We start from the raw sequence: 21,097 nt of genomic DNA on the forward strand, positions 1-21,097 counted from the left end.
GCGGGGCTTCAACGCGCCTGGGCAATACGGGAGGCGCTGGGTGGCAGCAGGCCCAGCTCGGTGAGAAGTGCATGGCTGCGCTCGACCTGGGCACTCAGGGCGCGAGCCGTGTCCTGCGGGCCGAGGAAGATGGGCTCCCACTGGTTCAGCGCCACAAACTCCTTCCATTCCCGGGTTTCGGAAACCTTGCGCAGCGCATTCACCCAATACGCCTGTTGCGCGGTGCTGGCACCGGGTGCCGTCATCACGCCCTGAAACGAATCGCTGACATAGTCGATGCCCTGCTCCTTCCAGGTGGGCGACTGGGCGAACACGCCTTCAAGCCGCTTGTCGGCGGCAATCGCCAGCACGCGCACGCGGCCCGACTGCAGATAGGGCAGCAGGTTCGGCGTGGTGGCCGAAACCACATCGAGATGGCCGCCTGCCAGCGCCACCATGGATTCGGCAGAGGATTTGTAGGGGACGATGCGCAGCTTCTGGATATTCACGCCGCCCTGCTGCAAGGGCTGGGCCACGCCCAGATGGATGTGATTGCCCAGCGTGGTGGCGATGCCGATGGAGTATTTCTCGGGGTCCTTGCGCAGCTGGGCGATCAGGTCCTGGGCATTGCGCAGCGGCGAATCCGCACGCACGACCACCGTGGTGAACTCGCGCAGCAAGGTCACCAGCGGCGTGCCTTTCTGCAGGTGTGCGGGCAGGGCGTTCTGTGCCAGGCTGTTGCCGTAGCTGGTGCTCAGCGTCATCAGCGTGTGGGCGTCGCCAGGGTGGCGGTGCAGGCTTTCCAGCGCGGCGATAGCATGTGCGCCGGACTTGTTGCTGACCACGAACTGCGGTGCATGGCCGTCGCGTGCCAGCAGCTCGGTGAGCTTGCGGGCCGCCTGATCCAGCGCCGCGCCGGCTCCGCTGGGGACAATGAATTCCGTGGACTTGCTGGGCTTCCAGGCCTGTGCCGCTGCGCCGCCGGCTTGCGCGGCAGCAGGGCCAGTTGCCAGCGTGCAGCACAGCACCGCCATCGATGTCAGCCACGGGGCCAGAGTGCGATGCAGGCGGGAATGCGTTACGGTAGCGACCGACATGAATGCTCCTGAAATCAATCGCCATATGCTTGACAAGCTGGCGTGCGAGAGACTGTAGAAGCGCTGCTGCGATACAACAACGAATGAATTTTCATGAGTTAGTAAGCAAAAGAGCTGAGCCATCCCGGCCTGAGCGGCAGGCCTGCTTGAAGAGGCGAGAAAGACAATGACCTGGCATGCGCAACTGGCGCTGAACTATTCCCTGCAGGCCGGCAAGACCTCGGTGCATTTCACGCACGATGGTCCGCTGCGCATCCTCAAAAGTCTGTATCCCGAAGGTCCTGCCATCTGTCACAACGTGCTGGTGCACCCACCGGGCGGGCTGGTGGGCGGCGATGTGCTGGACATTGATGTCCATGTCGCAGAAGGTGCGCATGCGCTGGTCACCACGCCCGGTGCCACGCGCTTTTACAAAAGCAACTGGCAGCAGGCCATGCAACGCACCCGGTTGCGCCTGGACCCCGGTGCGAGGCTGGAGTGGCTGCCGCTGGAGGCGATTGCCTACAACGCCTGCGATGCCGTCAACCAGCTGGAGTTCGACCTCGCCGAAGACGCGCAACTGCTGACCTGGGATGTGACGGCGCTGGGCCTGCCGCTGGCGGACCAACCCTATACCTGCGGCAGGTTCGAGCAGCACATCGAATGGCCGGGCCGTTTTCTGGAGCGCGGCGTGATCGATGCACAGGACGAACTGCTGCTCAACGGCGATCTGGGGCTGGCCGGGCATCGCTGCCTGGGCAGTCTGATCTTTGCCAGCGGCTCAGCCATGGCGCGCCATCAGCGCGAAGCCTTGCTGGAAGGCACGCAGGAGCTGCTTGCCAAGGCCGCTCCGGCGGTGTTGAGCGGTGTCACCGCTCCCAATGAAAACATGCTGGTTCTGCGCTGTGCATCACCTGTGGTGGAGCCTGTGATGATGTTGTGGAAAACCTTGTGGAGTTTTTGGAGAAAAGAACTCTGGGGCCTGCAGGGCGGCACGCCGAGAATCTGGTCCATGTGATCGCTGTTGCGCGGGCCTCGGCGCCGTTTCAGCGCACCAACTGTTTTCTGCATCGGGCCAGCTCGGCCTGGGTCCAGTTCAGGCGTTCGCGCAGTTGGGGGCAGGCGGCACCGGCGTTTTGCGGCTCGCGTTCCGTGCAGTGCTCCTCGACCATGGATATCAGGGTGCGCGTGTGGCGGTTCTGCTCCAGGGTGCAGGCGTGCGTACCTGCTTCGGCTCGCGTTCCGCCTTGCGAGCGTGTGCCGGGCGGCACGGCCGTCCAGCCCCGGTTGTGCCAGGGCGAGAAGGAGGCTGAAGGCGTGATCTCTATGTCATTCACGCGTCCTTCCAGGCCGGGAAATGTGGACAGCATGGCGGCGGCCACCAGGGCCGGGTCGCTCATGCGTCCCAGGGCGATATCGCAGTCCATGACATCGGGATTCAGGCCCGGCGGCAACAGCCTCAACACGCCATAGATGCGGGTGGCATCGGTCTCCAGCTCCTTGACGCTGCGCCCGTTGCTGCCCGGCACCAGGCCCATGCCGACCAGTTGGTACTGCGTGTCGCGCAGGGAGGTATCGGGGCCGGTGCGGATCTCGACCTCGCCCGAGGCCCGGCCCGCGAACATGAGCAGCCTGAAGGCATCCGTTGAGAACAGCGCCTGCACTTCCAAGTGGCAACGGGCCGGGGCGGCGGGGCGCAGAACGCTTGGCAATTCCTTGGCGGCGTCACCGTGAATCAGCATGGCCGTGCGCGGCAGCATCTCCACTGCTATCCGTGCCTTGCCAAGGTTCACTGTGGCCGGCACGCTGGCGTCAAGCCCGCTGGCTGTGGGAAATTGCGCCAGTGCCTTGAATCCATGCCGCATCGCGGACAGTCTGTCGCTGTTGACGATGCCGCCTGTGGCGATCTCCAGTCGCCCGTCGGCGAAGCGGTAATAGCTGGGCACTTCGTCGGTTTCGGTGTAGCTGCCATGCCGGGTGGAGACGCGGTAGCGAATCTCGCGCCCGCCCATCTCCATGAAGGGGCGTAGCGTCTCCAGCAGGGCTTGGCGCGTGGCGGCATCGTCCTGGCGCAGCGTGATCTCCACACGTGTGGAGCCATAGCCCAGCAGTTTGCCGAACGCATGCTGCATGACGGCCTGGTTCGGAAAGGTGATGACGGCCCCCACCATGCCCGCCAGGGCCGCCACGCCGCCCAGCAGCAGCGGCCAGGTCGAGCGCTCGTCAGCGCGAGTGCCAGTCATGGCGCTCCAGATGGCTTGCGCGCCATGGCTCAGCCAGGTGGTGGCCATGAAGGCGATGAGCGCTGCAGTCGGCGCCCACACAAGAATCAGCAGTATTTGCAACAGGCCCATATGGGCAGTGATTCTAGGCAGAAGCCATGCATGGCCTGGCTGCAGCAGCTCGCCTGGGGCTACCCGCCCGGGGCAGCCCGCCGGGGACGCTACAGCGCCAGAACGATTCTGGACTCCTGCGTCCTGGCGCGCGAGCAGCAGCTCATCATCTTGGTGCAGGCCGTGCGCTCGGCACGGGTCAGCACCATGTCGCGATGATCGATATCGCCTTCGAGCACCGGCACCTCGCAGGAGCCGCACAGGCCTTCGCGGCAGTCGCACTCGATATCGATATTGGCACTGCGCAGCGCATCGAGCAGGGTTTCATCGTTGCGCACCTGCAGCGTGATGCCGGATTCGCGCAGCTCGACTTCAAAGCCGTGCTCCTTGTCCGGGTCCAGCGCTCCCAGGGTGCTGGAGAAATGCTCCACGCGCAGACTGTCCTCGGGCCAGTGCTGGCTGGCCTCGGCCAGCCCGTCGAGCATGCGCTGCGGACCGCAGGCATAGATCTGTGCGCCGGGCCTGACCTCGGCCAGCAGTGCCGCGTAATCGGCACGCCGGCCTTCCGCGCCCACATAGATCTGCAGACGCTCGCCATGCATTGCCTGCAATGCATCCAGGAGCGCCATGCGCTCGCGCTGGCTGCAGCTGTAGTGGATTTCATAGGGGATGCCCAAAGCCTGGGCGCGAGCCGCCATGGCCGCAACCGGCGTGATACCTATGCCGCCGGCGACGAGAATCAGCTGCTGCGCGCCTTCGTCGAGCCTGAAGTGGTTGCGCGGGCCGCGCATCTGCACCTTCATGCCGGCCTGTAGTGCCCCATGTATCCAGGCCGAACCGCCACGGCTGTGCTCCTCGCGCAGCACGGCGATCTCGTAGGTATCGGCTTGCTGCGGATCACCGCATAGCGAGTACTGGCGCGAGATGCCGGTGTCGCCGCAGTGCAGGTCGATATGCGAGCCCGGGGTCCAGCGTGGCAGCTCGCGTCCGTCGGGCGCCTTGAGGCGCACGCGCAGCACGTCCTGCGCAATCAGCTCGGTGCTGTCCACCAGCATGCTGCGGCTGACGCCGCCCTGCGAGGATTCGCCGATGCGCACCGGCTGTTGTTCGGCCAGCACGGCGGGGTTGGCGCGCTCGGGGTTGCGGCTTACATCCCATTGAACCCACAGATGTTCGGGGCCGCGGAACGAGGTGTTGGGCACATAGGTGAAGCGTTGCTCTGCCAGCTGCATATGGGGCAGGCGGCGCGTGAACTCTTCAAGGAAGATCTGCATTTCCATGCGCGCCAGATTCTTGCCCATGCACTGGTGGGAGCCGTAGCCGAAGGTCAGGTGATCGCTGGCATTGTCGCGGTGGATGTCGAACAGGTCGGCATCGACAAAATGCTGCTCGTCGTGGTTGGCCGAAGAGGTGACGATGAGCAGCTTGCTGCCGGCCGGAATGGCCTGGCCGCCGACCACCACATCCTTGGTGGCCAGGCGCCGCCAGGCGGCTACCGAGCCGTTGTGGCGCAGGCATTCCTCCACGGCATTGGGGATCAGCGAGGGATCGGCGCAGATCTCCTGCCAGACCTTGGGGTGCTGCAGCAGCAGCTTGACGGCATTGGCCGTGGCGTTGGCCGTGGTCTCGTGGGCGGCGACCAGGCCGGCCATCATCATGGAGTGCAGATAGGAGTCGGTGACGACATCGGGCAGTTCCTTCTGCTTGCGAATGCCGTATTGCATCCAGCCTTCGGCATCGGGGTCGGCGCGCATTTTGTCGAGAATCCGGCCCGCGTGCTGCCAGAAATTGCCCACGGCATGGGCCACGGCCACCTGCTCCTCGGCCCGGGGGCGCCCCCAGGTGTTGACGGTGTGGGCAATGCTGTACTGGCGCAGCGTGTCCATATCGTCTGCGGGCACGCCCAGGAAATGCATGGCCACCGTCAGCGGCACTTCCCACAACATTTGGTCGACGAGATCGGCGCGGCCGTCGTCGATGAAGCGGTCCACATATTCGCGGGCCAGCCGGCGCACCATGGGCTCGTGGTGCTTGAGCTCTTCGGGCGTGAAGGGCTGCATCAGCGCGCGGCGGCGCGGCATGTGGGCGGGCTCGTCCTCGTTGACCAGAGTGCGGTTCAGCGCAAAGCCGTAGCTGGCGAGCACGGCATTGGCTTCATCGCCTGTCGGCGTGATCTTCTCCAGCGCAATCGAGGGGCTGAAGGTCAGGTTGTCGCGGAAGATGGCCTTGATGTCGTCGAAGCGCGTGACCACCCAGTAGCCCAGCTGCGGGCTGTAGAACACGGGCTCCTGTTCGCGTGCCCAGCGCACATACTCGGGCGGGTCCTGCTGGTAGCCGTCGGCAAAGGGATCGAAGCCGGCGGCCCCGTGGCTGATGGGGCAGCCCGTAGGGCCGCTCTGGCCGGTGGGCTTGCCGAACTGGCTGTGATCGATGGGGCAACGGCTGGGGGGGGAAACGGTCATGGCTCGCTCGCAAACGCAAAGAGGCAGGAGATGGCATAAGCCATCGGACGAGAGCGCAGAGGCGGCCTGCCGCCAGCCTCTGCGGCATGGATCAGCGGGGCAATCAGTCCAGCGTGATGTTCAGATCCTTGATCAGCTTTTGCCAGCGTGCGCTTTCGCTGTGGATCAGTGTCTGGAACTGCTCGGGCGTGTTGCCCACGGGCTCCACGCCAAAGTCGATGAGCTTTTGCTTGACCGCAGGCTCGTTGATGGCGGCGACCACCTGCTTGTTCAGCGCCGTGACGACATTGGCCGGTGTCTTGGCCGGGGCCACCATGCCGACCAGGGCCGCAGCCTGCACGCCGGGCAGGCCCAGTTCGCCGAAGGTGGGCACATCGGGCAGCTGGGGCAGACGCGTTGCATTGGCCACGGCCAGGGGGCGCACCTTGCCGCCCTTGATGAAGCCGGCGCCGGCGGCCAGGTCCACCATCATCACGGGAATCTGACCGCCTGCCACATCTGCCAGCGCCGGAGCCGCACCGCGGTAGGGCGCATGGGCGAGCTTGAGGCCGGCCTCGGACTTCAGCAGCTCCATGGCCAGGTGATGGGGGCCGCCCGCACCGGCGGAGCCGTAGTTCACGCCCTCGGCGCTGGCCTTGGCGGCGGCAATGAACTCCTTGGCGGTCTTGGCCTTCTCGGCGGGGCCGGCCACCAGAATCATGGGAAAGCGGCCCATGAGCGTGACGGGCGTCAGATCCTTGCCGGGGTTGTAGCTCAGGCTCTTGTAGAGCACCGGGTTGAAGATCAGCGTGCCGTTGTCGGCCGACAGTACGGTATAGCCGTCAGCCGGTGCGCGCGCGGTCTCCGAGGCGCCGATGGCTGTGTTGCCGCCCGGGCGGTTGTCCACGACGATGGGTTGATGGGCCTGGGCGCCCCAGGCCTGGCCTATGGTGCGGGCCAGGAAGTCCGAGCCGCCGCCGGCGGCATAGGGAACGATCCAGCGCACGCTCTTGCTCGGGTACTTGTCCTGGGCCGCGGCGGTGCCTGGGGTTGCGGCCAGCCAGAGCATGCTGGTGGCCAGAACCGAGGCGGTGAAGAGGCGTTTTTTCATTGAGGGTGTCTCCTGGGCTGTGGTGTTGTTTGCCTGCGGGTTAACCAAGCTTCACTCCGCCTGCGATTCCGCTTTAATACGGAAATTGTTTTGCGTAATTTTTATACGCATAGCGTAAATATGCTTCAAGGGATTACCCGAGAGCCAGCACGAGACATGCGTGAAAATGTCTTCAACGGCTTACGAGACAGGCGCAACCGGCTATGAAAATCGAGAAGAAGACTTTGGCGATGGCGAAGCGGCAAGCAGCCAGCCCCGCAGCAAGAGTGGCGTCGCAGAATGCCCGGCAAGAGCCGGATCAACGTCGCCAGCGTGTGCAGGCAGCGGAGACTTGTCTGGCCGTGCTCAAGGCACTGGCCGGGCTGGGCGGTCGTGCCAGCCTCACGGCCATCGGGGCTGCCGTCGATGAAAGCCCGGCCAAGGTGCATCGCTATCTGGCCAGCCTCATGGCCGAGGGCCTGGTGGAGCAGGATCGTGGCGGCACCCAGTACGCGCTCGGACGCGAGGCCATCCACATCGGCCTGGCTGCGATGCGCCAGAACGATCCTGTGCGCATGTCCGAGCCGGCCCTGCAGCATCTGCGCGAGTCCTTGCAGGTCACGAGTTTTGTCGCGGTCATGGGCAATATGGGCCCCACCATCGTGCGTTTCGAAGAGCCCAGCCTGCCCATTACCGTCAATGTGCGTGTGGGTTCGGTCATGTCCATGCTGTGGTCGGCCACGGGGCGCGCATTCTTTGCCTTCATGGAGCCGCAGCCCGAGGTCGAGGCGCTGCTGGCGCGTGAGCTGGATGCCGCCAGCCCCGAGCATCGCCGTCTGCTGCATGCGAGCAAGCCTCTGGAGCAGCTGCGCAGCGAGATTCGCGCAGCCGGCTGTGCGGCGATCCGGGACCTGAATCTGCCTGGCATCAGCGCCGTTGCGGCGCCCTTGCTCGACTACAACGGTCATGTGGTGGCCGTGCTCTGCGCGCTCGGGGCCAGCGGCGGCTTCGACCCCGATCCGCAGGGCCGCATTGCCCAGGCTGTACGCGAAGAGGCGCGCAGTATCAGTGCTTCGCTGGGCTACCGAGCCTAGGTCTCAGGCCCCGGTCAGCACAGCCGGTGCTCCGAGGCGCAGGGATAGCTGACGGGCCTGGGCCTGCAGTTTCTGGGCCGGCAGACCAGCGGGGTCCAGCGTCAGCGTGACCGAAGGGCCGATGGCGGCAATCGCCAGCACCAACTGGCCGAAGCCGTCGAACACCGGCACCGCCAGCGCGCTTACGCCCGACAGCAACTGGTTCTCGACCACGCTCAGGTGGTTGCGGCGAATGGCGTCCAGTTCCTTGGCAAACGTCGGTTCGTCCAGGCTGTGGCCTTCGGCCTGCAGCAGCGGTGCGATACGGGCCGGGTCGCCGAAAGCCGCAAAAATCTTGCCCGTGGCGGTATGGCGCAAGGAGGCCGGCGTGCCGTGGCGCATGGCCACATAGACATGGGTCGGGCCTTCTTCGACGCGGATGATGGTCGGCCCCTGGCCGCTCCACATGGAAACCGACACGGTGTAGCCCACCTCTTGCGCCAGGGCGGGCAGCTCGGCAATCGCCATGCGCACGGGATCTGCCTGCTGCAGGCTGATGAGCCCCATCTGAATGGCCAGCGGCCCCAGGCCGTAATGGCCGCTGACGCGATCCTGCTCCATCAGGCCCAGCTTGCAAAAACTCACCAGATAGGGGTGGGCCTTGGCTGCTGTCATCTCCGCCTCGCGTGCCAGATCCTTGAGCGCCATGCGCCGGCCCGTGCGCGCCAGCACCTTGAGCAACTGGCCGCCGACTTCCACGCTCTGTATGCCGCGCGGTGCGCGCGCGGGTTCGTCGTCACTGGATTCAAGCATCAAACGGGCGTTGGTCGAAGAAGAGTTGGCATGAGGCATGACGGCATTGTGACGGTGGAAGAGCGGCTGGAAAGCCTCAAGGGTTTTTCACTATGACAAATCGATTGTGCAATGTTGAATTTATATCTAGCATTCAGAAATTCGATAAAGCTGAATGCATTTGTTTAAAACAAAGAGATTGCAACGATGAGCACCAAGACCTTTGCCTCCGCCGCCGACCTTGAAGTCAAGAAGGTGAGCTTCGACAAGCTCTCCGAACATGCTTATGCCTACACGGCCGAGGGCGACCCCAATACCGGCATCATCATTGGCGACGACGCCGTGATGGTCATCGACACCCAGGCCACACCCGTCATGGCCGAGGACGTGATCCGCCGCATCCGCGAGGTCACGGACAAGCCCATCAAATACGTCACGCTGTCGCATTACCACGCGGTGCGCGTGCTGGGTGCCTCGGCCTACGGCGCCGAGCACATCATTGCCAGCCAGGACACCTACGACCTCATCGTCGAGCGCGGCGAGCAGGACAAGGCCAGCGAGATCGGCCGCTTTCCGCGCCTGTTCCAGAACGTCGAGAGCGTGCCCGATGGCATGACCTGGCCGACCATGACCTTCACCGGCAAGATGACGCTGTGGCTGGGCAAGCTCGAGGTGCAGATCCTGCAGCTGGGCCGTGGCCACACCAAGGGCGATACCGTGGTCTGGCTGCCACAGGAGAAGGTGCTGTTCAGCGGCGATCTGGTCGAGTTCGATGCCACGCCCTATGCCGGCGACGCCTATTTCCAGGACTGGCCGCAGACGCTGGATGCGATTGCCGCCCTCAAGCCCGAAAAGCTGGTGCCCGGCCGCGGTGCGGCGCTGCAGAACGCCGCCGAAGTGCAGGCCGGCCTGGCGGGCACGCGCAACTTCATCAGCGACCTGTGGGCCGAGGTCAAGGCCGGCGCCGATGCGCGTCAGGACTTGCGCAAGGTCTACGAGGCAGCCTTTGCCAAGCTGCAGCCCAAATACGGCCATTGGGTGATCTTCAACCACTGCATGCCGTTTGACGTGACACGTGCCTATGACGAGGCATCGGGCCACGCCGACCCGCGCATCTGGACTGCCGAGCGCGACCGCGAGATGTGGCTGGCGCTGGAAGGCTAGTCGCCTCCTGGGCCGCCCGGCTGGCAGTCTCTTGCGCAGGCGCGGCGGTCTACGGCGAAGCTATCTAAAACAGGAGCTGCTTGCGCTTGATTTGTAATGAATTCAAATAGAAAAAACATTGAATTCAATGCCTGGAGAGCGGTAGCAGCTATCAAAAAAACAGAGTTTGAATCCGGTCGCAAAGAGCCGGAGGGGCGGCTTTTGCCCCAAGAAACAGATCCACGCTTTTCAAGGTTTGCGCACCGATGAACGCCATGTCCACCACCGCCATTTCTCTTGACGCCCTGCGCGGCAGCGCCGCCGACATCCAGTCCATCCAGATTCCTTATCGGCGTCATGCGGACCAGGATGCCGATGCGCCGGCTCGCCACCCCGTGGTGGTGGTCGGCGCCGGGCCCGTGGGCCTGTCGCTGGCCATCGATCTGGCCCAGCGCGGCCAGCCGGTGGTGGTGCTCGACAACGACTGCAAGCTGTCCACGGGCTCGCGCGCCATCTGCTTTTCCAAGCGCACGCTGGAGATCTGGGACCGCCTGGGTGTGGGCCAGCCCATGGTGGACAAGGGCGTGTCCTGGAATTTGGGCAAGGTGTTTGCCAGGGATCAGTCGCTCTACCAGTTCGACCTGCTGCCCGAAGCCGGCCACGAGCGCCCGGCCTTCATCAATCTGCAGCAGTACTACGCCGAAGCCTATCTGGTCGAGCGCGCCCTGCAGCTGCCGCTGATCGATCTGCGCTGGCACAACAAGGTCACGGCGCTGGCGCCGCGCGAGGATGGGGCGGAACTGACAGTGGAAACGCCCGAGGGCGATTACCGGATCGATGCCCAGTGGGTGCTGGCCTGCGACGGATCGCGCTCGCCCTTGCGCGGCCTGCTGGGCCAGGAAAGCCACGGCCGCATCTTCCGCGACCGCTTTCTGATTGCCGATGTGAAGATGCATGCGGACTTCCCAACCGAGCGCTGGTTCTGGTTCGATCCGCCGTTCCATCCGGGCCAGAGCGTGCTGCTGCACCGCCAGCCCGACGATGTCTGGCGCATCGACTTCCAGCTGGGCTGGGAGGCCGATCCCGAGGAGGAGAAAAAGCCCGAGAACATCCTGCCGCGCATCCGCGCATTGCTGGGCAAGGACGCGCACTTCGAGCTCGAATGGGCCAGCGTCTACACCTTTGCCTGCCTGCGCATGGACCGCTTCGTCCACGGCCGCGTGGTCTTTGCGGGCGACAGCGCGCATGGCGTATCACCCTTCGGCGCACGCGGCGCCAACAGCGGCGTGCAGGATGCCGAGAACCTGGCCTGGAAGCTCGACCGCGTGCTGCGCGGTCAGGCCGATTCTGCGCTGATCGCGAGCTACGGCGCCGAGCGCGAATACGCGGCCGACGAGAACATCCGCAACTCCACGCGCGCCACCGACTTCATCACGCCCAAGAGCGAGATCAGCCGCCTGTTTCGCGATGCGGCGCTGGAGCTGGCGCGCGAGCATGAGTTTGCGCGTCGCATCGTCAACAGCGGTCGTCTGTCGGTGCCGGCCACGCTGCATCATTCCTCGCTCAACACGCCGGACAGCGAGGTCTTCGCAGGCTCGCAACTGCCCGGCGCCGTGCTCAGCGATGCGCCCATGCGCCGTCCCGGCAACAGCCAGACCACCTGGCTGCTGCGCTCCCTGGGCCCGGACTTCACGCTGCTGCATTTCGGCCCCACGCCGGCCTGGGCGCGCGAGCTGACCGGTGTGCTCAATCTCTCCATTGCCGCCGAGGGCGATGCCGGGGCCGCGCAAGCCGATCTGCTGGATGCCCAGGGTCTGGCCGCGCAGCGCTTGGATGCGCGCCCCGGCACCAGTTACCTGCTGCGCCCCGATCAGCATGTCTGCGCGCGCTGGCGCCGTCCCGACGAGGCTGCCGTGCGTGCCGCGCTGCAGCGCGCCGGCGGTTGAAATGAAGGCTCCCCCTGAGGCGTCCTCTCTTGCTACGCGGGAGGGGGCATGCGGGCAACCGACGACAGCTTCGCTGCGGGGCGGCGTGGCCGGCCCAAGTCCTTGCTCGCTGTCCCTGGTGGAGTGCAACACCCTCTGAGGATTCCCCCCCTTTTTTAGGAGACTGCCATGCTGCTGTCCACTCACCCGAATCTGCAGGCCTGCGACGATTTCTATGAAGCCCTGATCGCCACGCATCAGGGCCTGGAAACCGCGCAAAGCCACGCCCTCAATGCCCGCCTGGTGCTGCTGCTGGCCAATCACATCGGCCATCAAGAGACCTTGCTGCATGCGCTCGAACTGGCCCGCGCCAGCGCAGGATTCGCTCCTGCCGGTGCGGACCCGGCCGAGCGCGGTGCCGTGACACCGGTTGCCCCGGTACACGCTGCCGCTTGAGATGCAGCAAGCCGCCGGCCTGGCGGCAGCTGCGCCATCCCCTAAAGGCCCCGTCACCAAAATCTATTCAAGGGGCCATGAATCAAGGAGACAAGGATGATGCAACGCAAAAAATTTCTGGCCGCACTGGCCTGCTCGACGCTGGCATGGGCTGCAGGGCCGGCCGCCATGGCGCAGGAAAAGCCCCTGGAATGGGTCATAGGCTACGCCGCAGGCGGGGGCTCCGACGTGGTGGCCCGCGTGATTGCCGAAACCATGGGCCGCAATCTGGAGCGCCCCATCGTCATCAACAACAAGCCCGGTGCGGGAACCAATATCGCGGCCGAGTACAGCGCGCGCTCGCATGACTACGGCAACCTGATGTTCACGGCCGACTTCGCCACGCTGGCTGCCAATCCGTTTCTGTTCCGCAAGCTCAACTACAACGCCGAAAAGGACTTCAAGCCCGTGGGCATGCTGGTGCGCTTTCCCATGTTGCTGGTGGTCAACAACGATGTGCCGGTCAGCAATCTGAGCGAGTTTGTCGCCTGGGCCAAGCAGCAGAAGACCGGCGTGAGCTGGGGCTCGGCCGGCCTGGGCAGCCCTCATCATCTGGTTGGCGAGCTGTTCCGCGAAGAAGCCGGTCTGGGCAATATGACCCATGTTCCTTATCGCGGTGCTGCGCCCGCAGTGCAGGATGTGATCGGTGGCCAGATACCTGCCATGTGGGCCGATAGCGCCACCATTATTCCCTTCCTCGGCGAGAAAAAGCTCAAGGCCATAGGCGTGGCCAGCCCGGCCCGCATCGATGTGCTGCCCAAGGTCGCCACCTTGCAGGAGCAAGGCCTCAAGGGCTTCGAAGGTTATGCCTGGCAGGGCATCGTCGTGCCCAAGGGCAGCTCGGCCGAGGTGGTCAGGAAGTTCAGCCAGTCGCTGCAGTTTGCGCTGGCCGACACGCGCACCAAGGCCCGTCTGGCGGCCATGGGGGTAGAGCCCATGCCCGGCAGCTCCGAGCAGATGGAGAAATTCGTCAGCAACGAACGCAGCAAATGGGGCCGCGTGATCACGGCCAACAACATCAAGCTCGATTGAGAGCCGGACTCAGTGGGCCGCAGCCTGGGTAACGGACAGGCCCGGGCGCTGCGGGATATGCGTTTTTGCAGATGCAGCGCCGTGCCAGCCGTGGCAGACTCCGGGCCATGTCCGAGCCCACTCTTCTCGTTGCCGACGATCACCCGCTGTTTCGCGCAGCGCTGATCCAGGTGCTGCACGACCGCTTTCCGCAATTTCGCATTGTGGAGGCGGCCAGCGCCCAGACCTTGGGCGCAGCGATGCAGGAGAATCCTGAAATCGAGCTGGTGCTGCTGGACCTGGCCATGCCCGGCGCGCGCGGCTTCTCGTCCCTGCTGCATCTGCGCGGCGAATATGCGCAGGTTCCGGTGATCATCATCTCGTCCAATGACGACCCTCGCATCATCCGTCGCGCCCAGCAGTTCGGGGCGGCAGGCTTTATCTCCAAGTCTGCGGCTGCCGACGATATGAGTGCCGCCATTGACGATGTGCTGAGCGGGGATATCAGCTTTCCCTCCATGGTGGCCGAGCGCTCGGAGGCCGATGCGGCCCTGGCCGCTCGTCTGGCCCAGCTCACGCCCCAGCAGTTTCGCGTGCTGCTGTGCATTGCCGACGGGCTGCTCAATAAGCAGATCGCGCACGAACTGGGCCTGGCTGAGAACACCGTCAAGGTCCATGTGACGGCGATTCTCAAGAAGCTCGAATGCTATTCACGCACCCAGGCGGCAGTGCTGGTCAAGAGCCTGGAAAACGATCACGAGGTTTGATTGCCCTGGTGCCTCAAGAGTCATCTGTCTTGATAGCTTGCTGCGCTTTGTTGGCCATGGATTGAGGCCTTTCTGACCTCGTTTCTGTGCAGCTTGCCGCTGCAAACTGTCGTCGCAGTTCGATGGCTATAAGTGCGCGAAAAACTCCGGCGTTGCATCCCAGCGATCGTGCATGCCATCGACATACGTGACGGGAATTCGCGAAAGCTCCTCTTCCGACAGCTCTTCCAGGCAACCGATATTGATGCCGTACATCTGGCCTATCGGCGTGTCGTGGCCCACACCAAAGACGCGGATGCCGCAGCGCCTGCAGAAGAAATGCTGGTTCTTTTGCGAGCCAAACACATAGAGGGTGAGTTCCTTCTCACCTGTAATAAGGCGGAAATTTTCGGGGCTGGCGATGGCGGGCCAGAACCGGCTGCGCCTGCAGATGGAGCAGTTGCAGCGATAGCTGGGCTGGCTCAGATCGAGGCCGACTTCAACCTGAACCCGGCTGCAATGGCAGCTGGCACGATAGGATTTCAGCATCTGGCGACCCCTTGTGTTGAGACGGGCTGCCATCGAGATGTCAGCCTTGATCGAAGCTTAGATAGTTCAGATGCTCCTGGCTACGCCAGACCGCACACCATGCGTTGATATCGCTGCCGTGGGAGAAAAAGATCTCCCAGCAATGATCGACCTCGTCCTGAAAAACCTGTCTCGCCGCATTGATGAAGCGATGACAATGGGCTTGGAGCGGGCCTTGGGCATCTTGCGCATCGATCAGTCAGAGGAAATCCTCTTGCCAGTCGGCGTCGCACGATACTTCATGCACGGATTTCAGACGCAGCCTGCTGACCACATCGGGCCAATGAGCGAGATCGATCCGGCAGCGCACAGCCAGGCGGTCGTCAATGCCGCTGCCTCCGGCATAAAAGCCCAGCGCATAGTGCAAGTCTTCCTCTGCAGGCGCAAAGCCGATCAGATTGGCAATGAGTGACATGGGCTTTTCCACGCACATGTCTTTGCTGCTGTGTCGATGAGCCAGGCTGTCATAGTCGCGCATGTCTTTGGCAACCGTCTAGGCAAGAGCAGGCATGCACAGGTGTGTCTCCTCATGCAGCATGGGTTCGTCCTCCCAGGGAGGACAGAACGGCAGGAGCGATCAGCCTGTGCATGGGTTTGACGGGCAGCATGTAGAGATGCCCCAGTGCGTTCTTGACATGCACGACGGTTGTGACGGTGATGACGGTGTCCAGGGCGCTGATGTCGCTCTTGCGGTGAATGCTGAGCACGACCTTCAGATGCTTGTCGTCGTCGCCGATAAGGGCTTCATCAAAGGTGTTTTCGAACACCGTGAAGATGCCGACCCTATCGCCGGGGCCGTAGCTGGCTGCTGGTTTGCCGGGCTTCAGGGCCGACAAGGTGCCCAGGTTCTTGAGTCCCACCAGACCGCCGACCAGATTGCGCGCACGCATGCAGATTTCAATCCAGCGCGGCGTTTTCCGCGCGGCAAGAATGAAGTGCTCCAGTGCAGACAGACCTGTGGCGTCCGAGACGATGCTCCAGGAGTCGTGAAAGCTGGCCCCGGCCAATCGCTGTGCGATGCGGCTGCCGGGCGGAACGGCGGATTCAACGGGATGATGGTGCATGCTGTCTCTGTCAGGGTTGAACGGCCCGCGTGCCTGAAAGCCGCAGAGGCTGATGCAGCATATCGAAGAATCCGCCACTCGGCTTGTACAGTCATGGCGTGCAGACCGATTTTGCTCCTGAATTCATAGCTGTAGCGCAATGTACTGAAGGCACTGCAGCTGGAAGTGACTTTGGCTTTCAGGCGCTCCCGCCTTCTCGTCCGCGCAAAAAGGTCTGGCTCATCAGCGCCCGCAGCGCCGGCGGCCTGACCGGCTTGGCCAGAAAGCCCCAGCCGCGTTCGGCAGCCTGGCGGCGCAGGGTGCTGTCGCCTTCAGCGGTCAGCAGGATGACCGGAGGCTGCTGCCCCCAGCGCTCGCAGAGCTGGGCATAGATATCGGGGCCGTAGAGCTGGCCCAGATGCACATCGAGCAGCACCAGTTGCGGAGCATTGCCGGGCGCTGCATAGGCCAGGGCTTCGGGGGCGTTGGCGGCCAGCGGCACATCGCAGCCCCAGCGCTCGAGCAGGGCGCAGGTGGCGTCGCGGGTGGCGGGATCGTCCTCCACATACCAGACGGTGCCGCCCTGCAGCGGACTGTCCACGCGGGCGCTGGGAGAAGGCTGCTGCGATACCGGCGTCAATGCAGCGGCCTGGCCCAGTGGAACCTTGACCCAGAAGACGCTGCCCTTGCCCAAGGTGGAGCGCAGGCCGATCTCATGGTCCAGCAATCTGCCCAGGCGCTCCACGATGGCCAGGCCCAGGCCGGTGCCGCGGTCGTCGGCATGGCCTTCGTCGAGGCGGCGGAACTCTTCGAAGATTTCCTTTTGCAGGCTCTGGGGAATGCCAGGACCCTGGTCATGCACCTCGATGCGCACCTGGTCACCCTGGCGGCGACAGCCCACGACGATACGGCCCTTGCGCGTATAGCGGATGGCGTTGGAGACAAAGTTCTGCAGTATGCGACGCAGCAGGGCTTCGTCGCTGCGCACGATCAGCCGGCTGGGCATGCAGTGCAGGCTCAGGCCTTCGTTCTCGGCCTGCAGCGCAAAATTGTTGTGCACCACTTCCAGCAAAGAGTTGAGCGCGAAGTCACGCACGCGGACTTCGAGCTGGCCCGATTCCATGCGCGAGATGTCGAGCAGGCTGGTGAGGATGGCGTCCTGAGAGGCCAGTGCCTTGTCCACCCGCTGGGCCAGTTGGCGGCCGGCCTCATCGTGCAGATAGGTGGGCAGCAGGCTGGTGAAGATGCGCGCCGCATTCAGCGGCTGCAGCAGGTCATGCACGGCCGAGGCGACAAAGCGGGTCTTGTAGCGGTTGGCGCGCTCGGCCTCCTGCTTGGCCTGGGCCAGGTCCCGGGTGCGGTCGGCAATGCGCTTTTCCAGCGTATCGGCGAGATTGCGCAGCTCGCGCGCCGTGTTCTTGTAGCTGGTGATGTCGGCATAGCTGGTGACAAAGCCGCCATCGGGCAGGGGGTTGCCGCGAATCTCCAGCACCGTGCCGTCGCCCTTGGCGCTTTCGTGCAGATGGGGGCTGCCGCTGCGCAGATGCTGGAGCCGACGCTGGATCGCAGGCTCCACATCGCCCTTGCCCAGCAGGCCGCGCCTGGCGTTGTGGCGTATCAGGGCCTCGATGGGCTGGCCCACATGCATGAGCTCGGGCGGGTAGCGGAACAGCTCCACATAGCGCGAGTTCCAGGCCACCAGCCGCAGCTGCGGGTCCACCACCACCACGCCTTGCGGCAGATGCTGCAGACTGCGCGAGAGTCCGGTGTCGGCCTGCTTGGCGGCCTGGACAATGCCGTCCTGGGCCGTGCGCAGCTCCTGCGCATGCTGGTGCAGCACGGTCTCCAGCTCCTTGCGACTGCGCTGGCGCAGGGCCGCCAGGCGCTGGCGCTGGCGGATATAGAGCACCAGCAGCGAGGCGGCCAGCCATAGGCCGCCGGCGGCCACTGCCGCCCAGTGACTGGCCGTCTGGCTGTGGACGATGTCGTGCAGCAGATGCAGCTGCCATTGGCTTTCGGGGAGTTCCATGCGCAGCCAGAGCATGGGGTCGACCAGCGGAGGCTGGCTGAAATGGGCCAGCATGCCGATGCCCGCAGGCTGCCGGCTGGTGCGGTAGCCGAGCGGAATCAGAGCCTGGCCCGCGTATTGATGGGTGTCCCGCACCTCCTGCTGGTCGTTGCTGGACAGCGGCTCCAGCAGGCGGTAGCGCCATTCGTCGCGGTTGGAGAGAAAGACCACGCCATGCTCGTCCGAGGCGAAGACGATGTCGGGCGACTGGCTCCACTCGCCTTCGAGCTCCTGAAACAGGATCTTGATGGCGATGAGCCCAAGCACCGAGCCGTCATCATCATGAATGGCCTGGGAGAGAAAGTAGCCGGGCAGTCCCGTGGTCATGCCGATGCCGTAGAAGCGGCCACTGCCCTGGCTCAGCGCCTGGGTCACATAGGGGCGAAAGCTGTAGTCCTCGCCCACATTGCTGTGCGAGTCGCGCCAGTTGCTGGCGGCCAGGGCCTTGCCGCTTTTGTCGATGAGGGTCAGCGTGGAGGCTCGGCTGGCGCCGTTGGCCTGCTCCAGCTTGTGGTTGAGCCTGTCCACCTCGGTGGCGCTGAGCGGGTGGCTGAGCGCGCTCTTGAGTTCGGCATCGAGCGCCAGCACCTCGGGCAGGGTGCGGTAGCGGTCCACGCGCTGCACCATGGCCTGGGCATAGAGCGTGAGCTGGCGTTGCACGCTTTCGCTTTCATCGTGCAAAGAGGTTTGCAGCGCGACGCGACTGGCGGCCCACATGCTCAGCAGCATGCCGCTGAGCACGATGACAAGGGTCAGAAACAGTCGGTTTCGGGCAAGGTTTCGCGCAAGACGCATGACGAGAGTGGGTGATCAAGGAGTCCAGTGTGGCTCTGGAGCAGGTTCAGTGCGGATTCCGAAGCCTAGGGATTTCCCTAAGTTGGTGCATGCTCTCCCTAGGAGCGCATCCCGACCTAATACCAATGGGTTATCGGCACAAAAAGGGCGCGGGAGTACAAACGGCAGCAATTCGGCGCACCACGGTGGTGCGCCCGCAATTTTGGAGATGCAGCGTGCACACTCTGCCCACAGAATCTGCTCCGCGCGAGCACTTGCCGTTCTACCGTCAGCTCTACTTCCAGGTGGTGTTCGCCATCATCGTGGGCGTGCTGCTGGGGCATTTCGAGCCCGCCTATGGCGAAGCCATGAAGCCCTTTGGCGATGCCTTCATCAAGCTCATCAAGATGATCATCGCGCCGGTGATCTTCCTGACCATCGTTACCGGCATTGCCAGCATGACGCACCTGAGCGCCGTGGGCCGTGTGTTCGGCAAGGCCATGGCGTATTTCCTGACCTTCTCCACGCTGGCGCTGGTCGTGGGCCTGATCGTGGCCAATGTCATGCAGCCCGGTGCCGGCATGCATATCAATCCCGCCGATCTGGACCAGACTGCCGTCAAGGGCTATGTGGCCAAGTCGCACGAGATGACGCTGACCGGCTTCGTGATGGACATCATCCCCAAGACGCTGATCAGTCCGTTCGTGGGTGACAACATCCTGCAGGTGCTGCTGGTGGCCGTGCTGTTCGGCGTGTCCCTGGCCATGGTCGGCGAGGCCGGCAAGCCCGTGCTGAACTTCTTTGAAGCCCTGACCAAGCCCGTGTTCAAGCTGGTCAACATCGTGATGAAGTTCGCTCCCATCGGTGCCTTTGGCGCCATGGCCTTCACCATCGGCAAGTTCGGTCTGGGTTCGCTGGTCAACCTGGCAGAGCTGGTGCTGACCTTCTACATCACCTCGGCCCTGTTCGTGCTGGTGATTTTGGGTGCCGTGGCGCGCTTTTGCGGCTTCTCCGTGATCAAGCTGATCAAGTACCTCAAGGACGAGTTGCTGCTGGTGCTGGGTACATCGTCTTCCGAATCGGCCCTGCCTTCGCTGATGCACAAGATGGAAAAAGCCGGCTGCAGCAAGTCCGTCGTCGGTCTGGTCGTGCCTACCGGCTACTCCTTCAACCTGGACGGCACCAATATCTATATGACGCTGGCTGCGCTGTTCATTGCCCAGGCGACCGATACCCATCTGACCCTGGGCCACCAGATCGCGCTGCTGCTGGTTGCCATGCTATCGTCCAAGGGCGCGGCGGGCGTGACGGGGGCTGGCTTCATCACCCTGGCCGCGACCCTGGCTGTTGTGCCCGAGGTGCCCGTGGCCGGCATGGCACTGATTCTGGGTGTGGACCGCTTCATGTCCGAATGCCGTTCGCTGACCAACTTCATCGGTAACGCCGTCGCCACCGTGGTGGTCTCCAAGTGGGAAAACGCGCTGGACTACGAAAAGCTGGATGCTGCTCTGGCAGGCAAGGAAGAGAACGAGGCGGTGTCCGCTCACGCTTGAGCACGCACAGGCCTCAATCCAAAAAGCCCCGATCTGATGGTCGGGGCTTTTTCATGGATTTCAGGCTTTAAGCCCAGCCGGGGAAGGCGCTGATAGCTATTGATTTGATTGCATTCAGGCGGAGTGTGAGGTCGTCGTCAGCAAGTCATGCGCCGCCAGCACACGCAGGGTGTCGCGCCCCAGGCTATTGCTGCGGGGCAGAAAGCGCACCCAGCTCAGTTTGTTGACGGTGCGCTCCAGCACCTGCCGGGCCTCGGCGGGAAGCTGCTGCACAAACTGCTGCCAGGTCTCCCGGGCCTGCTCCAGCGCACCAGCCTGCTGCAGAAACAGCGCTGTGGACTGGGCGTAGTTGAGCGCATCGCGCGCCATGCAGACGGCTTGCGGTAAATGGGCTGCAGGGTCGTCTTCAAAGTCGATGAAGCCTATGACCCCGTCGGCGCAGACCACCATATTGCGCGCCACGGCCTGACTCAGCACCTCGCCGCGGGCATGTGCCTGCTGTATGGCCTCCAGGCCTTTTCGCCAGAGCTCCAGCGTGGGCTGCGCGCCCCGGGCAATCGCTTCTTCGATGGCATTGCTCAGCGATGGAGCTTCTTCGCCCGGGCGGCCCAGATGGCGCATCACAAAGGCCTGGTCGTCCGTGGCCAGCACTTGCGGCACGCGCAGCCCCTTGGCCTTGAAACTGCGCAGGCGGCGCACCTCGGTTTGCAGGGACTCGGTCCCTCCGGGGTTGGGCACGGGCTGCAGCACGGCGGCCCTGAACAGCTTGGCCAGCGCGCTCAGCAGCCAGTAGTTGAGGGCCGGGTTGCCTTGGTTGGCGCGCTTGACCCAAAGGGTTTCATGCGCCAGTTCATAGCGCATGATGCTGTGAGGCTGGTCCAGATGCTCGCGCAGAAATGCCTGGTAATCGATGGCGTTCTGCGCAGAGGGCATCTGCTCTTGGGCGGAAATATCCTGAGATGGCACG

The 21,097-nt window shown here is 64.0% G+C and carries 18 protein-coding genes; 9 read left to right on the top strand and 9 right to left on the bottom strand.

All coding sequences use genetic code 11. The features are described 5' to 3' along the window. Positions 1-8: 8 nt before the first annotated feature. Positions 9-1,076, bottom strand: a complete 1,068-nt coding sequence (locus EIC84_RS08485) for a tripartite tricarboxylate transporter substrate binding protein (protein ID WP_003068257.1) — start codon at positions 1,074-1,076, stop codon at positions 9-11. A gap of 166 nt (positions 1,077-1,242) precedes the next feature. On the opposite strand from EIC84_RS08485, the gene EIC84_RS08490 reads away from it, so the two are divergent. Continuing rightward, positions 1,243-2,073, top strand: coding sequence for an urease accessory protein UreD (locus EIC84_RS08490; RefSeq protein WP_003068259.1), 831 nt, complete (start codon positions 1,243-1,245; stop codon positions 2,071-2,073). 28 nt (positions 2,074-2,101) lie between these two features. Here the strand turns inward: EIC84_RS08490 and EIC84_RS08495 are convergent, their stop codons facing one another. From EIC84_RS08495 to EIC84_RS08505, 3 genes are all read right to left on the bottom strand, one after another. Further along, positions 2,102-3,409 carry a hypothetical protein gene (locus EIC84_RS08495; protein WP_003068262.1) on the bottom strand — a complete coding sequence of 436 codons (1,308 nt, stop codon included), beginning with the start codon at positions 3,407-3,409 and terminating at the stop codon, positions 2,102-2,104. 89 nt (positions 3,410-3,498) lie between these two features. After that, the gene (locus tag EIC84_RS08500; protein WP_134737308.1) at positions 3,499-5,850 is read right to left on the bottom strand and encodes a cytochrome P450/oxidoreductase; all 2,352 of its coding nucleotides are present in this window, start codon (positions 5,848-5,850) and stop codon (positions 3,499-3,501) included. Between the two features lie 103 nt (positions 5,851-5,953). After that, complete coding sequence (locus EIC84_RS08505) at positions 5,954-6,940, bottom strand: tripartite tricarboxylate transporter substrate binding protein (RefSeq protein WP_003068266.1); 987 nt, start codon at positions 6,938-6,940, stop codon at positions 5,954-5,956. Positions 6,941-7,170: 230 nt separating this feature from the next. Between EIC84_RS08505 and EIC84_RS08510 the strand changes: the two genes are divergently transcribed. Next, complete coding sequence (locus EIC84_RS08510) at positions 7,171-8,013, top strand: IclR family transcriptional regulator (protein WP_003068268.1); 843 nt, start codon at positions 7,171-7,173, stop codon at positions 8,011-8,013. Positions 8,014-8,016: 3 nt separating this feature from the next. Here the strand turns inward: EIC84_RS08510 and EIC84_RS08515 are convergent, their stop codons facing one another. After that, complete coding sequence (locus EIC84_RS08515) at positions 8,017-8,844, bottom strand: IclR family transcriptional regulator (protein ID WP_003068270.1); 828 nt, start codon at positions 8,842-8,844, stop codon at positions 8,017-8,019. 147 nt (positions 8,845-8,991) lie between these two features. Between EIC84_RS08515 and EIC84_RS08520 the strand changes: the two genes are divergently transcribed. The 5 genes from EIC84_RS08520 (at position 8,992) to EIC84_RS08540 (ending at position 14,125) form a co-directional block, all read left to right on the top strand. Then, positions 8,992-9,948, top strand: a complete 957-nt coding sequence (locus tag EIC84_RS08520; protein WP_003068272.1) for an MBL fold metallo-hydrolase — start codon at positions 8,992-8,994, stop codon at positions 9,946-9,948. 254 nt (positions 9,949-10,202) lie between these two features. After that, positions 10,203-11,873: an FAD-dependent oxidoreductase gene (locus EIC84_RS08525; RefSeq protein WP_034362896.1), complete on the top strand. Its 1,671-nt coding sequence runs from the start codon at positions 10,203-10,205 to the stop codon at positions 11,871-11,873. A 168-nt stretch (positions 11,874-12,041) separates the two neighbouring features. Next, entirely contained in the window at positions 12,042-12,308 is a 267-nt protein-coding gene (locus tag EIC84_RS08530) for a DUF2783 domain-containing protein (RefSeq protein WP_003068276.1), read from the top strand. Between the two features lie 96 nt (positions 12,309-12,404). Further along, positions 12,405-13,379, top strand: a complete 975-nt coding sequence (locus EIC84_RS08535; protein WP_003068278.1) for a tripartite tricarboxylate transporter substrate binding protein — start codon at positions 12,405-12,407, stop codon at positions 13,377-13,379. 107 nt (positions 13,380-13,486) lie between these two features. After that, positions 13,487-14,125 carry a response regulator transcription factor gene (locus EIC84_RS08540; protein WP_003068280.1) on the top strand — a complete coding sequence of 213 codons (639 nt, stop codon included), beginning with the start codon at positions 13,487-13,489 and terminating at the stop codon, positions 14,123-14,125. Between the two features lie 126 nt (positions 14,126-14,251). Here EIC84_RS08540 and EIC84_RS08545 read toward each other — a convergent pair whose 3' ends face one another. Continuing rightward, positions 14,252-14,686 carry a GFA family protein gene (locus EIC84_RS08545; RefSeq protein WP_237704499.1) on the bottom strand — a complete coding sequence of 145 codons (435 nt, stop codon included), beginning with the start codon at positions 14,684-14,686 and terminating at the stop codon, positions 14,252-14,254. 109 nt (positions 14,687-14,795) lie between these two features. Between EIC84_RS08545 and EIC84_RS26170 the strand changes: the two genes are divergently transcribed. Further along, positions 14,796-15,104 carry a hypothetical protein gene (locus EIC84_RS26170; RefSeq protein WP_192810460.1) on the top strand — a complete coding sequence of 103 codons (309 nt, stop codon included), beginning with the start codon at positions 14,796-14,798 and terminating at the stop codon, positions 15,102-15,104. A gap of 115 nt (positions 15,105-15,219) precedes the next feature. Here EIC84_RS26170 and EIC84_RS08555 read toward each other — a convergent pair whose 3' ends face one another. Further along, complete coding sequence (locus tag EIC84_RS08555) at positions 15,220-15,756, bottom strand: DUF2867 domain-containing protein (RefSeq protein ID WP_003068286.1); 537 nt, start codon at positions 15,754-15,756, stop codon at positions 15,220-15,222. Positions 15,757-15,934: 178 nt separating this feature from the next. After that, positions 15,935-18,598 carry a PAS-domain containing protein gene (locus EIC84_RS08560; RefSeq protein ID WP_003068288.1) on the bottom strand — a complete coding sequence of 888 codons (2,664 nt, stop codon included), beginning with the start codon at positions 18,596-18,598 and terminating at the stop codon, positions 15,935-15,937. A 215-nt stretch (positions 18,599-18,813) separates the two neighbouring features. Between EIC84_RS08560 and EIC84_RS08565 the strand changes: the two genes are divergently transcribed. After that, positions 18,814-20,130 carry a dicarboxylate/amino acid:cation symporter gene (locus EIC84_RS08565; protein WP_003068289.1) on the top strand — a complete coding sequence of 439 codons (1,317 nt, stop codon included), beginning with the start codon at positions 18,814-18,816 and terminating at the stop codon, positions 20,128-20,130. A gap of 114 nt (positions 20,131-20,244) precedes the next feature. On the opposite strand, the gene EIC84_RS08570 is transcribed toward EIC84_RS08565, so the two are convergent. Continuing rightward, entirely contained in the window at positions 20,245-21,063 is an 819-nt protein-coding gene (locus EIC84_RS08570; protein ID WP_003068291.1) for an RIO1 family regulatory kinase/ATPase, read from the bottom strand. Between the last annotated feature and the right edge of the window lie 34 nt (positions 21,064-21,097).

It is taken from the genome of Comamonas sp. A23, from assembly GCF_004522605.1.
Taxonomy (GTDB): Bacteria; Pseudomonadota; Gammaproteobacteria; order Burkholderiales; family Burkholderiaceae_C; genus Comamonas; species Comamonas thiooxydans.

Bases quoted from the DNA above. Each gene is read 5' to 3' on its own strand.
- EIC84_RS08510 (WP_003068268.1), top strand. From the start codon at position 7,171: ATGGCGAAGCGGCAAGCAGCCAGCCCCGCAGCAAGAGTGGCGTCGCAG.
- EIC84_RS08555 (WP_003068286.1), bottom strand. From the start codon at position 15,756: ATGCACCATCATCCCGTTGAATCCGCCGTTCCGCCCGGCAGCCGCATC.
- EIC84_RS08570 (WP_003068291.1), bottom strand. From the start codon at position 21,063: ATGCCCTCTGCGCAGAACGCCATCGATTACCAGGCATTTCTGCGCGAG.
- EIC84_RS08525 (WP_034362896.1), top strand. From the start codon at position 10,203: ATGTCCACCACCGCCATTTCTCTTGACGCCCTGCGCGGCAGCGCCGCC.
- EIC84_RS08535 (WP_003068278.1), top strand. From the start codon at position 12,405: ATGATGCAACGCAAAAAATTTCTGGCCGCACTGGCCTGCTCGACGCTG.
- EIC84_RS08490 (WP_003068259.1), top strand. From the start codon at position 1,243: ATGACCTGGCATGCGCAACTGGCGCTGAACTATTCCCTGCAGGCCGGC.
- EIC84_RS08520 (WP_003068272.1), top strand. From the start codon at position 8,992: ATGAGCACCAAGACCTTTGCCTCCGCCGCCGACCTTGAAGTCAAGAAG.
- EIC84_RS08485 (WP_003068257.1), bottom strand. From the start codon at position 1,076: ATGTCGGTCGCTACCGTAACGCATTCCCGCCTGCATCGCACTCTGGCC.
- EIC84_RS08530 (WP_003068276.1), top strand. From the start codon at position 12,042: ATGCTGCTGTCCACTCACCCGAATCTGCAGGCCTGCGACGATTTCTAT.
- EIC84_RS08500 (WP_134737308.1), bottom strand. From the start codon at position 5,850: ATGACCGTTTCCCCCCCCAGCCGTTGCCCCATCGATCACAGCCAGTTC.
- EIC84_RS08515 (WP_003068270.1), bottom strand. From the start codon at position 8,844: ATGCCTCATGCCAACTCTTCTTCGACCAACGCCCGTTTGATGCTTGAA.
- EIC84_RS08560 (WP_003068288.1), bottom strand. From the start codon at position 18,598: ATGCGTCTTGCGCGAAACCTTGCCCGAAACCGACTGTTTCTGACCCTT.
- EIC84_RS26170 (WP_192810460.1), top strand. From the start codon at position 14,796: ATGATCGACCTCGTCCTGAAAAACCTGTCTCGCCGCATTGATGAAGCG.
- EIC84_RS08545 (WP_237704499.1), bottom strand. From the start codon at position 14,686: ATGGCAGCCCGTCTCAACACAAGGGGTCGCCAGATGCTGAAATCCTAT.
- EIC84_RS08495 (WP_003068262.1), bottom strand. From the start codon at position 3,409: ATGGGCCTGTTGCAAATACTGCTGATTCTTGTGTGGGCGCCGACTGCA.
- EIC84_RS08540 (WP_003068280.1), top strand. From the start codon at position 13,487: ATGTCCGAGCCCACTCTTCTCGTTGCCGACGATCACCCGCTGTTTCGC.
- EIC84_RS08505 (WP_003068266.1), bottom strand. From the start codon at position 6,940: ATGAAAAAACGCCTCTTCACCGCCTCGGTTCTGGCCACCAGCATGCTC.